Annotated in this window: 11 protein-coding genes and 2 tRNA genes; 7 read left to right on the plus strand and 6 right to left on the minus strand. The window is 61.1% G+C overall.

Translation table 11 applies throughout. The features are described 5' to 3' along the window. The first annotated feature begins 186 nt into the window (after positions 1-186). The 4 genes from F0P97_RS10215 to F0P97_RS10230 all read left to right on the plus strand — a co-directional run bounded on the left by F0P97_RS10215 (position 187) and on the right by F0P97_RS10230 (position 4698). Positions 187-1569: a DUF1329 domain-containing protein gene (locus F0P97_RS10215; RefSeq protein WP_182286619.1), complete on the plus strand. Its 1383-nt coding sequence runs from the start codon at positions 187-189 to the stop codon at positions 1567-1569. A 147-nt stretch (positions 1570-1716) separates the two neighbouring features. Further along, positions 1717-2481 (plus strand): SDR family oxidoreductase, encoded by a 765-nt coding sequence (locus F0P97_RS10220; RefSeq protein ID WP_182286620.1) that lies wholly within the window; start codon positions 1717-1719, stop codon positions 2479-2481. A gap of 148 nt (positions 2482-2629) precedes the next feature. Then, the gene (locus F0P97_RS10225; RefSeq protein WP_182286621.1) at positions 2630-3022 is read left to right on the plus strand and encodes a VOC family protein; all 393 of its coding nucleotides are present in this window, start codon (positions 2630-2632) and stop codon (positions 3020-3022) included. A 419-nt stretch (positions 3023-3441) separates the two neighbouring features. Continuing rightward, a complete protein-coding gene (locus F0P97_RS10230; protein WP_232538188.1) occupies positions 3442-4698 on the plus strand; it encodes a tetratricopeptide repeat protein in 1257 nt (418 codons plus the stop codon). Between the two features lie 52 nt (positions 4699-4750). Here F0P97_RS10230 and F0P97_RS10235 read toward each other — a convergent pair whose 3' ends face one another. Both F0P97_RS10235 and F0P97_RS10240 read right to left on the minus strand, forming a co-directional pair. Next, entirely contained in the window at positions 4751-5143 is a 393-nt protein-coding gene (locus tag F0P97_RS10235; RefSeq protein WP_182286623.1) for a VOC family protein, read from the minus strand. 129 nt (positions 5144-5272) lie between these two features. Continuing rightward, positions 5273-5836, minus strand: a complete 564-nt coding sequence (locus tag F0P97_RS10240) for a TetR/AcrR family transcriptional regulator (RefSeq protein ID WP_182286624.1) — start codon at positions 5834-5836, stop codon at positions 5273-5275. A 193-nt stretch (positions 5837-6029) separates the two neighbouring features. Between F0P97_RS10240 and F0P97_RS10245 the strand changes: the two genes are divergently transcribed. The 3 genes from F0P97_RS10245 to F0P97_RS10255 all read left to right on the plus strand — a co-directional run bounded on the left by F0P97_RS10245 (position 6030) and on the right by F0P97_RS10255 (position 11822). Then, the gene (locus tag F0P97_RS10245) at positions 6030-7208 is read left to right on the plus strand and encodes an efflux RND transporter periplasmic adaptor subunit (protein WP_182286625.1); all 1179 of its coding nucleotides are present in this window, start codon (positions 6030-6032) and stop codon (positions 7206-7208) included. 64 nt (positions 7209-7272) lie between these two features. Next, positions 7273-10419: an efflux RND transporter permease subunit gene (locus F0P97_RS10250; protein WP_182286626.1), complete on the plus strand. Its 3147-nt coding sequence runs from the start codon at positions 7273-7275 to the stop codon at positions 10417-10419. Continuing rightward, the gene (locus F0P97_RS10255; RefSeq protein WP_182286627.1) at positions 10416-11822 is read left to right on the plus strand and encodes an efflux transporter outer membrane subunit; all 1407 of its coding nucleotides are present in this window, start codon (positions 10416-10418) and stop codon (positions 11820-11822) included. The genes F0P97_RS10250 and F0P97_RS10255 overlap by 4 nt, the downstream gene beginning before the upstream one ends. Positions 11823-12102: 280 nt before the next feature. Here the strand turns inward: F0P97_RS10255 and F0P97_RS10260 are convergent. The 4 genes from F0P97_RS10260 to F0P97_RS10275 all read right to left on the minus strand — a co-directional run bounded on the left by F0P97_RS10260 (position 12103) and on the right by F0P97_RS10275 (position 13880). Beyond that, a tRNA-Ser gene (locus F0P97_RS10260) sits at positions 12103-12193 on the minus strand. 67 nt (positions 12194-12260) lie between these two features. Then, positions 12261-12351, minus strand: a tRNA-Ser gene (locus F0P97_RS10265). A 92-nt stretch (positions 12352-12443) separates the two neighbouring features. After that, positions 12444-13364, minus strand: a complete 921-nt coding sequence (locus tag F0P97_RS10270; protein WP_003063190.1) for an SPFH domain-containing protein — start codon at positions 13362-13364, stop codon at positions 12444-12446. A gap of 90 nt (positions 13365-13454) precedes the next feature. Beyond that, positions 13455-13880, minus strand: a complete 426-nt coding sequence (locus F0P97_RS10275) for an NfeD family protein (protein WP_114862288.1) — start codon at positions 13878-13880, stop codon at positions 13455-13457. Between the last annotated feature and the right edge of the window lie 60 nt (positions 13881-13940).

Here is a 13940-nt window from a genome sequence, read left to right on the forward strand (position 1 = left end):
GGCCCGCTTTTTTTGTGTCTGTTGCTGGCGTCTGCCTGTGCTAGTCCTAATTGACGATGTTTGCGATTGTCGCTGGTCGAACAATGATTTCGTTGCTTCGGAATCGCGAGTGGGCAAGGAAGAAGAACGATCAGAGAAGTTCAATGACAGGTAGATGCATGGTGGATGCATCCAAGGAGACTAGGCATGAAGTTAGGAGAGGGACCCCGTTTGCTGGCGGTCTTGGCTGCAGGTGCATTGTTTGTTGGGGCGGTCTGGGCCAAGGCGACGCCCGATGAACTGGCCAGGCTGGGCAAGTCGTTGACCTGCACGGGAGGAGAAAAAGCCGGTACAGCCAGTGGTGTGCCCGAGTTCACGGGGAAATGGCTGGGTACGCCACCTGGCATTCAATACAACCCGCATGCTGGCCAGCACCCGGTGGACCCCTATGCCGGTGAAAAGCCTTTGTTCATTATCACGGCTGAGAATCTGGCTCAGCATGCCGAGCGCCTTGCAGAAGGCCAGAAGGCCATGTTTGCCAAATACCCCAGGACCTATCGCATTCCGGTCTATCAGGGGCATCGCGACTTCCGCTTTTCGGATGCCGTCTGCGCGGCGGCCCGAAAGAACGCCCAGGATGCGGTGATGAACGCAGACGGTCAGGGCACAACGGGTGCGGTCAAGGGAGCGCTGCCCTTCCCGTTCCCCAGAAACGGACTTGAGCTGGCCTTCAACAATCTTTTGCCATCGCGTGCTTTCACCGAACACACGCTGCGTGACAACGCCAATGTGCTGGCCGATGGAAGCATCGTCTGGGGTCGTGCCGACAATCGCGCCTTCAGCCAGGTCAACGACCCGGCCAACGCAGGACAGCCACTGAGCAGTCCCATGTCCCAGGGCATGAATGCAGTCAAGCTGCCAGAGCGTGAGAAGGGCGGCGTCAGCGTAGTGTCCGAGCCGGTTGAATTTGGCAAGGAAAAGCGCCTGGGCTGGAGCTATGACCCCGGCACACGTCGTGTGCGCCAGATTCCCGAATACGGCTTCGATCAGCCTCTGTCGGGCACCGGCGGCAAGCTGACGATTGACTCCGATCGTCTGTTCAACGGCTCGCCCGAGCGCTACAACTGGAAGTCACTGGGCAAGAGGGAAGTCTATGTGCCGGCCAATGCCTACAAGATTCACGGCAGCAACGTGAAGTATGCCGATCTGCTCAAACCCGGTCATGAAAACCCCGACTACATGCGCTACGAGCTACGCCGTGTCTGGGTGCTGGAGGCTTCGCTCAAGGATGGCTATCGCCACATGTTCGGCAAGCGCGTGCTGTTCCTCGATGAAGATACCGGCCAGGCGCTGATGAGCGATTACTACGATGCACGTGGCCAGTTGTGGCTGCAGGCGGTGGTCAATCATTACTACGCCTTCGACGCCCGGATCTGGCATGCGGGCACCAGCTTTTATCACGACCTGAACTCTGGCGGCTATGTGGCCTACAACCTGTTCCAGGAACGCCCCCAGGGGCCTGTCTTGAACAAGGGCAATATGACTGCGGCCATGTTTACGCCCGAAGCGGCGCGTAACGCGGGCAACTAAAAAATGAATCCGGTAAACAGCCTGTGGCGTACTTTGTGTGGCTGTGGGCTTTTGCCATTCAAGCCAGGAGGCGCTTGCACCTCCTTTTTTATCTGGCCGTAGCAATGCCCTGCTCAGGGCTTGGAAAAAATCAAGAGGAGACAGAGGATGACAAATCGTTTGCAGGGCAAGGTGGCGCTGGTCACTGGTGGTGCCAGTGGTGTGGGTCTGGAGGTGGTGAAGCTGCTTCTTGGTGAAGGCGCCAAGGTCGCATTCAGCGATATCAATGAAGCGGCGGGGCAGCAACTGGCGGCTGAATTGGGAGAACGCTCCATGTTCGTCCGCCATGACGTGAGCAGCGAGACGGACTGGACGCTTGTGATGGCGGCGGTGCAGCAACGTCTTGGCCGGCTCGATGTGCTGGTCAACAATGCCGGCATCCTGCTGCCTGGCGATATGGAAACCGGGCGTCTGGAGGATTTCAGCCGCCTGCTCAAGATCAACACCGAGTCGGTCTTCATCGGTTGCCAGCAGGGCATTGCGGCGATGAAGCAGACAGGGGGCTCCATCATCAACATGGCCTCGATATCCAGCTGGCTGCCCGTGGAGCAATACGCCGGCTATAGCGCCAGCAAGGCAGCTGTGTCGGCACTGACCCGTGCCGCTGCCCTGAACTGTCGCAAGCAAGGCTATGCAATTCGCGTCAATTCCATTCATCCTGATGGCATCTATACGCCCATGATGCAGGCTTCGCTGCCAAAGGGCGTGAGCAAGGAAATGATCTTGCATGACCCCAAGCTCAACCGCGCCGGCCGCGCCTATATGCCTGAGCGTATCGCGCAGTTGGTGCTGTTCCTGGCCAGCGACGAGTCCAGTGTCATGAGCGGTAGCGAGCTGCATGCCGATAACTCGATTCTGGGCATGGGACTATAGATGAGAGCTTGAACCTGACCGTCCCCGGAAGGCCTTGAAGCGTTTTCAAGGCCTTTGCCGTTTTGCTGGGTAGGATGATGCAGGCAATGGTCTTGGACGGTAAAGATGCAGCCGTTCAAGTTCGGTTGGGTTTTGAGAGGATACCTTCATGAAATTGGGTTACACAATCATCTACGTCCCGGATGTCTCGGCATCGCTGGAATTCTTTAACCGGGCATTCGGCATACAACAGCGTTTTCTGCATGAATCCGGAACCTATGGCGAGCTCGAGACAGGGCAGACCACGCTGGCATTTGCCGTCCATGAGCTGGGCGCGTTGAATTTTCCTGGAGGCCATGTCGAAGCGCACAGCTCTGCCAAGCCATTGGGATTTGAAATCGCGCTGGTCACTGAGGATGTGGAGGTGGCCCATAGGAGCGCGCTGAGCGCAGGCGCCATCGAGATGGCCGCTCCGACGGCCAAACCCTGGGGGCAGATGGTGTCTTATCTGCGTTGCCCTGACGGCACCGTGGTGGAGCTTTGTACGCCCATGGCTGCCTGAGCCGGAGAGATGCTTGCCCGCAAAGGCGCAAGGTCCGGGTCGGGTCTCCCGCACTGTTTGCAAGATCGCAAACATGCGGTGCAAGTTGCACGCTGGCAGAGTTCGAGCAGGCAGATCTCTGTGCCGCCTGGCCCGAGCGAGCCTCGAGCAGCAATGCTGTCCCGAGACAAGAGACACTGCGCGGGCACATGGCGGCTCTGTGACGATGGGCCAGGACCAGCCCCATCGGCAGTCATTTCCATGCTGAGGCGGTTTAGTATGGTTTTGATAGCTGTCAACGCTTTATGGGCAAGGTATTGCTTCTATATACTCACATTTTTTTGTGAACAGGGGAAGCAATGCTTGCGCGATGGTCTGGTGCTTTGGTGCTGTCGGCTTGGCTGTCAGTTTTGGGTTGTGCGCAGGCTCAGCCCAGCGAAATGGTCAATGCCGCGAAGACAGGCGATGTCGCGGCACAGTACGAGTTGGGAAAGGCCTATCTTTACGGCAATGGCGTGGAAAAGAATGCCGACGATGCCTTGCGCTGGCTACGTCTGGCTGCTGAGCACAATCACGCGCCGTCTCAGTATCTGCTGGGTCTGGTCTATGTGCTGGGTGCCGAAGGTGTGAAAAAAGATCCTGAGGCAGGCCTGGCACGCATTCATCAGGCTGCAAACGCTGGAAATCTCGATGCGCAGAACCTGCTGGGAACGATCTATCTAAAAGGCGAAACAGTTGAGAAGGATGCCGCAACAGGTGTCGCATGGCTGGAGCGCGCCGCACGGCAGGGCTCTGTGACGGCACAAAATGGCCTGGGCTTTGTCTACCGCAAAGGCGAGTTGCTGCCTCAGGATTTGCAGGCCTCGTTTCGCTGGTATCTGAAGGCGGCCCAGCAGGCCGATGTGCTCGCGCAGTTCACGGTGGCCGAGATGTATTACCTTGGCGAAGGCGTGGAGAAGAATCGTGCCGAAGCCGCGAAATGGCTGGCCCCGCTGGCAGACAAAGGCGTGCAGAAAGCCCAATTGCTGCTGGGAAAGATTTGCTTCGAAGGCCAGGGTGTGGACCCCGACTACAAGCGGGCCGTGCTGCTGCTGCACGCTGTGGCCATCCGCGGCTCGGGCGAGGCTTACTATGAACTGGGCCGCCTGTTCGAACAGGGAGAGGGCGAGTATCGCAACGAGAAAGAAGCGATTGCCTATTACACCCAGGCGCTGAAGTACCAGCATGCGGCGGCGGCGCAGCGGCTGGGGCAACTCTCCGCTTCATCGCCCAAGTCGGCGGAGTTTGCGCAGTCCATGGAATACATGGAGAACCTGAACTCGGCACTCAAGGGCAATGTTCTGGCCCAGTACAACGTCGGTGTCTTTCAATATCTTGGCAAGGGCTTTGCACAACCCAACTACACCGAGGCCGCCAAGTGGTTCACCATGGCAGCCAATCAAGGCTATGCCAAGGCCCAGTACAACCTGGGCACCTTGTATGAAAACGGCGAGGGTGTGGGCAAGAGCCTGGCTCAGGCGCTGAAGTGGTATCGGCTGGCCGCCGAGCAGCAGGATGCCCCTGCCCAGTACGCGCTGGGAACTTTGTACCGGGACGGTCTGGGTGTGAAGAAGAATGCCAAGCAGGCTCGTGAGTGGTTGCAGCGCGCCGCAGAGCAAGGCCATGCACCGGCACAAAAGGCTTTGGCACAGCTCTGACCGGGTGCCGGGGGGCATGCCTCCCGGCCTCGGTTGATCGGAGTTATGGCGGCTAGGCCAGCTCCGAGATTTCGATGAGGTTCAGGTCGGGATCGCGCAGATAGATGGAGCGGATTCGGGATGTGGCTCCGGTGCGCATCACGGGACCTTCTGCGATGGGGATGGACAACTGCTCCAGGCGTTTGATGACCTCGTCCAGCGGCACGGAGGCCAGAAAGCACAGATCCAGAGCTCCGGGTACCGGCGTATGAGCCTTGGGTTCGAACTCGTGCCCTTTCACATGCAGATTGATCTTCTGCTGACCGAACACAAAGGCCTTGCGCTCCACGGGCGGAGTGCCGCCGATGAAGGATTCCAGTCGCATGCCGAGGACTTCGGTGTAAAAGCGTATGCATTGCGCTTCATTGGCCGTGGTGAGAACCAGGTGGTCGAGGTGACTGATCATGACAAGGCTACTCTCTGGTTGTGAAAACGAGTGTGAGGGCACGCGAGCTCGCGTTGCAGGGGAACGGCATGAGCATGGTGCAGCTGGAGGCAGGCATTGCCGTTAAGGCTGCAGTCCGGGTCGATTCTGTCAGGCTGTTGCCGTTGCGTCCTGGCGCATGACGCCCTGCAAAAACGCCTGTTCGGCAAGCTGTGCCAGCGGGGCGCGAGGGATGCGACCGCGGCGTTCTCCATCGATGAGCGCGATCACGGTTCCCAGCCATAACTCGGTCAGCGTTGCGGCACTGAAATCGATGCGGAACACGCCTTCTTGTTGGCCGCGCAGGAAAAAGGCGTCGACCTTGGGTTCCCAGATCGCATTTTCCTCCATGGGTTTTTCGACTTCGTTCCAGTAATAGGTCAGGAACAGCGTGAATTCGCGATGTTCAAGATGCTTGGCATTGAGGCGCTTGAGTGCTTCGAGCACCGGCCCTTCCTCGATACGGGCCTCATCCAGCGCTTCGTCCAGCGTGCGCAGGCTTTGCTCCAGCAGGCGCTTGATCAACAGATCGCGTGTGGGGCAGAAGCGATAGAGGGTCGCCTTGCTGATGCCTATGGCCTTTGCCAGTTCCTGAAGCGTGGCGCGCGGGTGGTTGACCAGGGCCAGGGCCAAGGGGGGGAGGATTGCTGTGTTGTCGTGAGGGGCTGTCGTCATTCGTGGCTCCGGTTGGGGCGGATACGGATGAACCTATTTTGATTCAAGCAGCGTGCCTGAAAGCTTGGGATAGCAACTTTACTTGGTATCAAAATGCCATGAATCAATATAGGTCTTAATGAATCAAATTTGATTCAAAAAATATTTTCATGCATCATGCGCTTCTTTCAAGATTTGACAAGACTCAAAAGCCATGAAGAAGAACAGCCAGAATGTGCGTGCCTGGCCGGCCCTGGCCGCATTGGCGGCCGCAATGATGTTGGCCGGCTGCATCAAGTCGGAAGCGGGCGCCCCGCCTCAGGAATTGCCGCTGGTGGATGTGGTGACCGTCAAGCCCAGGGCGCTGAGCATCAGCGCTGAACTGCCCGGGCGGGTCGAGCCCGTGCGTGTGGCGGAGGTGCGTGCGCGGGTGCCGGGTATCGTGCTGAGCCGCAACTTCAAAGAGGGTGCCGATGTGAAGGCCGGCGAGGTACTGTTCAACATCGACCCTGCGCCGCTGCGCGCGGCGCTGTCGCGGGCCCGGGGCGAATTGGCACGAGCCGAGGCCGCGCTTTCCGATGCTCAGTCCGTGGTGCGTCGTTACGAACCGCTGGTTGCCCAGGAAGCCGTCAGCCGCCAGGATTTCGATAGTGCCAAGGCTGCGCTGCACAGTGCCATGGCCACGCGTCAATCTGCTCAGGCCGAAGTAGAGGCGGCACGCCTGAACCTGGACTATGCGACGGTGAGGGCCCCGATTGCGGGCCGCATCGGCCGTGCGCTGGTGACGGAAGGCGCCCTGGTCGGTCAGGGGGAGGCCACACCGATGGCTGTGATACAGCAGCTCGACCCCATTTATGCCGATTTCCGCCAGACCGCAGCGCTGGCCACGCGCTTGCGTTCACAGCAGCAGGGGGAGCAGTCGCAGAGGAGTGCTTCCGTGACGCTGGTGGCGGACGGCCTGGACGAGAAGCGTCAGGGTCGCATGCTGTTTTCGGATGTGACGGTGGATCGCGGCACCGGCCAGCTTGCGCTGCGTGGTGAATTTCCCAACAAGGATGGCTTGCTGTTGCCCGGCATGTATGTGCGTGTGACCCTGGGGCTGGGTGAGGATCCCGCGGCCATTCTCGTGCCTCAGCGTGCGGTGCAGCGCGGCAGCGATGGACTGGCCCATGTCTTGGTGCTCGATGAGCGCAACACTGTGCAGGCTCAGAAGGTGAGCACCGGCGCCATGTACGGATCCGAGTGGCATATCACCGAGGGCCTGAAGGAAAACGCCAGGGTGTTGGTCGGGGGCCTTGCTGCAGCCGTGCCCGGCACCAAGGTGCAGGTCAGAGCTGCCGCTGCAAATGTCGCGGACGCCGTCAAAGACGCGGAAGCCGCTGTAAAAAAATGAGCAGTATGCGCTGGTCCTGAAAGCGCTGAATGCCCAAAAGACAAGCCTTATTCAAGGATAGATAATGTCCCGGTTTTTTATTGATCGCCCCAAGCTGGCCTGGGTGGTCGCGATCTTCATCCTGCTTGCCGGCCTGCTGGCGATCCCGGCCTTGCCCGTGGCGCAGTTTCCCAACGTGGCGCCGCCGCAAATCTCCATCTCTGCAACCTATCCGGGGGCATCGGCCACCACGGTAATGGAGTCGGTGACCAGCGTCATCGAGGAGGAACTCAATGGCACCAAGGGTCTGCTGTACTTCGACTCGTCCAGCGGTGCCACGGGTCTGGCCGAAATCACGGCCACCTTCGCGCCTGGTACCGATCCCGCACTGGCCCAGGTCGAGGTGCAGAACCGCATCAAGAAGGCCGAGGCCAGGCTGCCCGCATCGGTCATGCAGATGGGTCTGCAGGTAGAGCAGGCCAGCGCCAACTTCCTGCTGATCTATTCGCTGACCTACAAGGGTGACGACAGCGGCAAGAACGAGGTCCGCCTCTCCGACTATGCGGTGCGCAACATCAATAACGAGATTCGCCGCGTGCCCGGGGTGGGCAAGGTGCAGTACTTCGGCGCCGATGTCGCCATGCGGGTCTGGGTCGATCCGCAGAAGCTGCTGGGCTACGGCCTGTCGGTGGCGGACGTGAATGCGGCCATTGCCGCGCAGAACGCCCAGGTGCCGGCGGGCAGCTTCGGCAGCCAGCCCGGATCGTCCGAGCAGGAGCTCAGCGCCACGATTGCCGTCAAGGGCACGCTGAGTTCGCCCGAAGAGTTCGGTCAGATCGTGTTGCAGGCCAGGGCCGATGGCTCGGCCGTGCACCTGGCCGATGTGGCGCGTCTCGAGGTCGGCCAGCTCGATTACAGCTTCGCCTCGCGCGAGGACGGCCACAAAGGAGTGGCGGCCGCCGTGCAACTGGCACCTGGTGCCAATGCGATGCAGACCGCCAAGGCGGTCAAGGCGAGGCTAGCCGAGCTGTCGCAGAACTTCCCCGACGATATTCAGTACGCCGTGCCCTACGACACCTCGCGCTTTGTGGAAGTCGCCATCGGCAAGGTGATCCAGACCCTGGTCGAGGCCGTGGTGCTGGTGTTTCTGGTGATGTGGCTGTTTCTGCAGAACCTGCGCTATACGCTGATTCCCACCATCGTGGTTCCGGTGTGTCTGGCCGGTACCCTGGCGGTGATGTATGCGCTGGGCTTCTCGGTCAATATGATGACCATGTTCGGCATGGTGCTGGCCATCGGCATTCTGGTCGACGATGCCATCGTGGTGGTGGAGAACGTGGAGCGTCTCATGGCCGAGGAGGGCCTCTCGCCGCTGGCCGCCACGGTGAAGGCCATGCAGCAGGTCTCGGGGGCCATCGTCGGCATCACGCTGGTGCTGGTGGCCGTGTTCCTGCCTCTGGCCTTCATGAGTGGCTCGGTGGGCGTGATCTACCGTCAGTTCTCGCTGTCGCTGGCGGTCTCCATCCTGTTCTCGGGCCTGCTGGCACTGACATTCACGCCAGCACTGTGCGCTACGCTGCTCAAGCCGGTTGCCGAGGATCACCACGAGGAGAAGAAAGGCCTCTTCGGCTGGTTCAACCGTCACTTTGCCAAGCTGACAGAGCGTTTTTCGCTGCTCAACCAGCGTCTGGTCAGGCGCACGGGCCGCTATATGCTGATCTATGCGGCCATCGTGGGCGGGCTGGGCTTTGCCTATACGCGCATGCCCGAGTCCTTTGTGCCCTATGAAGACATGGGCTACTACATCGTCAGCGTGCAACTGCCTCCTGGTGCGACCGAAGCACGTACCGAGGCCGTGGTGCGCGACATGGAAGCCTATGTGCAAAGCCGCCCCGCCACGGCCCAGGCCGAGTTCCTCATGGGCTACAGCTTCTCGGGCATGGGGCAGAACGCGGCCATGGCCTTCGTCACGCTCAAGGACTGGTCCTTGCGCGGCAAGGGCCAGGCGTCGTGGGATGAGGTCCAGGCCTTCAATCAGCGCTTCGGCAGTCTGTCCGACGGTGCGGCCATGGCTGTGGATCCGCCACCCATTGACGGCCTGGGCAATTCAGGCGGTTTTGCGCTGCGTCTGCAGGACCGCGCCAATCTGGGCCGCGAGGCCCTGGTCGCCGCGCGCGACGAGCTGCTGAAGAAGGCCAATGCCTCGCCGGTGATCGCCTACGCAATGATGGAGAACCTCGAAGACGCGCCGCAGCTGCGTCTGGACATAGACCGGCGCAAGGCCCAGGCCCAGGGCGTAAGCTTCGCGAGCATCAGTGCCGTGCTGTCCACGGCCTATGGCTCGGCCGTGATCAACGAGTTTCCGAATGCCGGGCGCCTGCAGCGCGTGGTGGTGCAGGCCGACACGGCCGCGCGCATGACGCCCGAGGCCCTGCTGCGCCTGTATGTGCCCAATGCCCAGGGCGAGCAGGTGCCGCTGGCCTCGTTTGCCAGCGTGGAATGGGAGCAGGGGCCGGTGCAGATCTCGCGCTACAACGGCTATCCGGCCTTCCGTATCGCGGGTGATGCCAAGCCCGGGCACACCACGGGCGAGGCCATGGCCGAGCTCGAACGCATCCTGGGCGAGATGCCGCGCGGCATAGGCTACGAGTGGACGGCGTTGTCCTATCAGGAAAAGGCTGCTGGCGCACAGGCCCCCAAGCTGTTCGCACTGGCCATCGTGGTGGTGTTCCTGCTGCTCGTGGCCCTGTACGAAAGCTGGAGCATTCCAGCGGCCGTGATGCTGATCGTGCCCATAGGTGCGCTGGGCTCGGTGCTGGCCACTTCGGCGCTGGGTCTCTCGAACGATGTGTACTTCAAGGTCGGCCTGATCACCATCATCGGCCTGGCGGCCAAGAACGCCATCCTGATCGTGGAGTTCGCCAAGGACCTGCACGAGCGTGGCCATTCGCTGGCGGAAGCGGCATTGCAGGCAGCCCGTTTGCGCTTCCGTCCCATCGTGATGACTTCGCTGGCCTTCATCCTCGGGGTGGTGCCGCTGGCACTGGCCACCGGGGCGGGAGCCTCCAGCCAGGCCGCCATCGGCGTCGGCGTGATCGGCGGCATGCTCAGCGCCACTTTGCTGGGTGTGCTGTTCGTGCCCATCTTCTTTGTCTTCGTGCTCTCTCTGCGGCGCAAGCGCCGCGCAGTGCCGGAGGAAAAAAACACAGACTCCGAAGGAGAACCCGCATGAACGGGCGAAACCCCATGCGTACCGCAGCGCTGACGCTGATTGCCGCAGTGCTCTGCGGCTGCTCTTTTGCACCGACCTATGACAGGCCTGCTGCGCCCATTCCCGGCACCTGGAGCGCGGCATCATCGGCCTCGACTGCATCGGTGCAGAGTTTGCACTGGAAGGAGTTCGTGATCGATGAGCGCCTGCGCTCGCGTATCGAAACGGCGCTGGCCCACAACCGCGATCTGCGTCAGACACTGCTCAATGTACAGACTGCTCGCGCGGCCTATCGCGTGCAGCGTGCGGACCAGTTGCCCGGTCTGGAGGCTCAGGCCGGGGGCAACCGCCAGCGCCTGCCTGCCGACCTGAGCGGCACAGGAGCGGCCAGGGTGCAGAGCAACTATCAGGCGGGTGTCGGGCTGATGGCTTTCGAGCTCGATCTCTTCGGCCGTGTGCGCTCGCTGTCCGAGGCCGCGCTCATGGAGTATCTGGCCACCGAAGAGGCCGCGCGCAGCGTGCAGATCAGTCTGATCGCAGAAGTGATCCAGGCCTCGCTGGCCCAGGATAGCGCGCGGCAGCGCCATGCCCTGGCGCTGCGCACCTTGCAGGCGCGCGAGAAGGAATGGCAGCTGATGAGCGAGCGCAGAAAGACCGGCACTGCAAGCCGTCTGGACGAGCAGGAGGCGCAAGGACAGCTTGAGCTGGCGCGCGCAGAAGTCGAGCGCTTCGAGCGCGAGCTGCGCCAGGCCGCAAACGCACTGGACTGGCTGGTGGGTGATGGCGCGGTGCAGGCTGTCGTGGATTTGAATGCCAAACCCATGGTGCAGGAGATCGGCGCCGGTCTGCCGTCCGAGCTGCTGGTGCTGCGTCCCGATATCCGAGCCGCCGAATATCAGCTGCGCTCACGCAATGCAAGCATTGGCGCGGCGCGGGCCGCGTTCTTTCCGCGTATCTCGCTCACGGGCTCCTATGGCTCGGCCAGTGCCGAGCTCTCCGATCTGTTTGCCGGCGGTCAGCGCTCCTGGTCCTTTATGCCGCAGCTGAGCCTGCCGATTTTTGATGGCGGCCGTAACCGCGCCAATCTGGAAGTCGCTCAGCTGCGCAAGGACATGGCGATCGCCAGCTACGAGCGCAGCATTCAGACGGCGTTTCGCGAAGTCAGTGATGCACTGGCCTCCGTGGAGACGCTGAGGCGCGAGGAGCTTGCCCGCCAGCGCCTGGTGCAGACCAGCGCGAATACGCTCAAGCTCGCCGAGCTGCGCTATCGCGCGGGGGTGGACAGTCATCTGCGCTATCTGGATGCGCAGCGCACCGATTTTGCGCAACAGATGGCTCTGATCGAGGTCAGCACGCAGCGGCAGATGGCTCTGGCCACGCTGTTCAAGGCCTTGGGTGGCGGCTGGGGTCGAGCAGCTGGTTGAGTGTTGCTGGGCTGGTTTCCCGTCAACCAGCTTCGCGCGAGCTCGCCAAGCGAGAGCGGCCGCCGGGAGCAATCCGGCGCTGCCGGTGCAAGAGCCAGGACGAAGTCCTGGCTCTTTTTTTGCGCGTGGGTGGCGGCAAGACCATGCCGTCCCTCACACTTGCCGGCGCCAGGCTGGATACGCGTGGTGCTAATGCTGCACCGTGAATTCAATTCGCACTCACGCTCGAATGCGGTGAAAAGAAAAAAGGCCTTGAATTGCTTCAAGGCCTTTTATCATTTGGCGGAGCAGGCGGGATTCGAACCCGCGGTGGGCTATTAACCCACACACGCTTTCCAGGCGTGCGACTTAAACCACTCATCCACCGCTCCACAGCGATCCCAAAATACTTCATTTCTGAAGTAAAAAATCAAGTGTGGTCGACTTGATTTTAAAATCTGGCGGAGCAGGCGGGATTCGAACCCGCGGTGGGCTATTAACCCACACACGCTTTCCAGGCGTGCGACTTAAACCACTCATCCACCGCTCCGTGTGATGAAGCCGCTATTCTAACCAGAAATTTCGACCTCAAAATGAAAGTGCAGAAAGTTCTTTTCTGCGTGCAGCGTGAAGCGAGCAGGCTCAGGCGCTCTTGCCCACCTGAACCATCTTCATGGCAGAGGCAATCAGGCCGGAGACCTCGGTCATGTTCGCAGGAATGACCAGGGTGGTGTTGGAGTCCGCAGCCACCTTGCTGTAGGCCTCCACGGCGCTCTCAGCCACCTTGAGCTGAACGGCCTGCTCGCCACCGGGCTGGCGAATGGCCGTGGCCACTCGCTCCAGCGCCTGTCCGGTCGCTTCGGCCACGGTGGTGATGGCGGCAGCTTCACCCTGCGCCTTGTTGATGGCCGCTTGCTTCTCGCCTTCGGAGCGGGCGATGAAAGCTTCGCGCTCGCCGGTGGCGATGTTGATCTGTTCCTGGCGGCGACCTTCGGAGGCGGCGATCAAGGCACGCTTTTCGCGTTCGGCCGTGATCTGGGCCTGCATGGCACGCAGAATTTCAGCGGGCGGTGTCAGGTCCTTGATTTCGTAGCGCAGCACCTTCACGCCCCAGTTCAGCGCAGCCTCGTCGATGGCATTGACGACCTGGGCATTGATCATGTCGCGCTCTTCAAAGGTCTTGTCCAGTTCCAGCTTGCCGATCACGCTGCGCAGCGAGGTCTGGGCGAGCTGGGTGACGGCCATGATGTAGTTGGACGAACCATAGCTGGCGCGCATGGGGTCGGTAACCTGGAAGTAGAGAATGCCGTCCACGGTCAGCTGCGTGTTGTCGCGCGTGATGCAGACCTGGCTGGGTACGTCCAGGGGAATTTCCTTGAGGCTGTGCTTGTAGGCGATGCGATCCACGAACGGGATCAGAAAGTTCAGGCCGGGTGTGAGCGTGCCTGCGTATTTGCCCAGGCGCTCCTTGACCCATGCATGCTGCTGGGGAACCACCTTGATCGAGCGGACGATGAAGATGACGGCAATGATGGCGATGGCGAGAGGGACTGCGTAATCCATATTGTCTCCAGCCCTTGTGGGGCGTTGGTGTGAAGAAAGAGAGCGAAGCGTTGCAGCGCCCAGCATAACCATGCCGGGGCTGGCTGGTGATCAGATCTTGTCAACCAGAAGGCGGTTGCCAATGACTTCGGCCACGCGATGCGGGCCCGGGATGGGCAGGGCGCCCTGACGTCCCATGACGGTCCAGGTGGCGCCGCGATAGCGGACCTGGGCCGTGCCGTCGGCATTCCACTGCTCCACGACCACGGTTTCGCCCACATCCATGTTGACATCGCGATTGCTGGAGGAGGGCAGTCTGCGCGGGCTGCGCTTGCGCAGCAGATAGCAGACGAGGACGGCGCCCGAGCCCAGCAGGGCCGCGGCGACGATCTGGTTGCTGGTGCCCAGGCCGAAGTGAGCGCAAAGCGCACCGGCAATGGCACCAAGAGCCAGCATGAGGAGATAGAAAGTACCGGTCAACAGCTCCGCAATGACTAGCAAACCGACAAGCAACCACCACGCGGTGGAGTGATCCATACCTGAGCTCCTGTTAAGGCCTGTATTTAGTGCACCACATTCTGGGTTAAAAACAGCCTG

Origin of the sequence: Comamonas testosteroni (genome assembly GCF_014076415.1) — a bacterium.
Taxonomy (GTDB): Bacteria; Pseudomonadota; Gammaproteobacteria; order Burkholderiales; family Burkholderiaceae_C; genus Comamonas; species Comamonas testosteroni_F.

Coding starts and splice junctions, on each gene's coding strand:
- F0P97_RS10215 (WP_182286619.1), top strand. CDS start 187: ATGAAGTTAGGAGAGGGACCCCGTTTGCTGGCGGTCTTGGCTGCAGGT.
- F0P97_RS10220 (WP_182286620.1), top strand. CDS start 1,717: ATGACAAATCGTTTGCAGGGCAAGGTGGCGCTGGTCACTGGTGGTGCC.
- F0P97_RS10225 (WP_182286621.1), top strand. CDS start 2,630: ATGAAATTGGGTTACACAATCATCTACGTCCCGGATGTCTCGGCATCG.
- F0P97_RS10230 (WP_232538188.1), top strand. CDS start 3,442: ATGGTCAATGCCGCGAAGACAGGCGATGTCGCGGCACAGTACGAGTTG.
- F0P97_RS10235 (WP_182286623.1), bottom strand. CDS start 5,143: ATGATCAGTCACCTCGACCACCTGGTTCTCACCACGGCCAATGAAGCG.
- F0P97_RS10240 (WP_182286624.1), bottom strand. CDS start 5,836: ATGACGACAGCCCCTCACGACAACACAGCAATCCTCCCCCCCTTGGCC.
- F0P97_RS10245 (WP_182286625.1), top strand. CDS start 6,030: ATGAAGAAGAACAGCCAGAATGTGCGTGCCTGGCCGGCCCTGGCCGCA.
- F0P97_RS10250 (WP_182286626.1), top strand. CDS start 7,273: ATGTCCCGGTTTTTTATTGATCGCCCCAAGCTGGCCTGGGTGGTCGCG.
- F0P97_RS10255 (WP_182286627.1), top strand. CDS start 10,416: ATGAACGGGCGAAACCCCATGCGTACCGCAGCGCTGACGCTGATTGCC.
- F0P97_RS10270 (WP_003063190.1), bottom strand. CDS start 13,364: ATGGATTACGCAGTCCCTCTCGCCATCGCCATCATTGCCGTCATCTTC.
- F0P97_RS10275 (WP_114862288.1), bottom strand. CDS start 13,880: ATGGATCACTCCACCGCGTGGTGGTTGCTTGTCGGTTTGCTAGTCATT.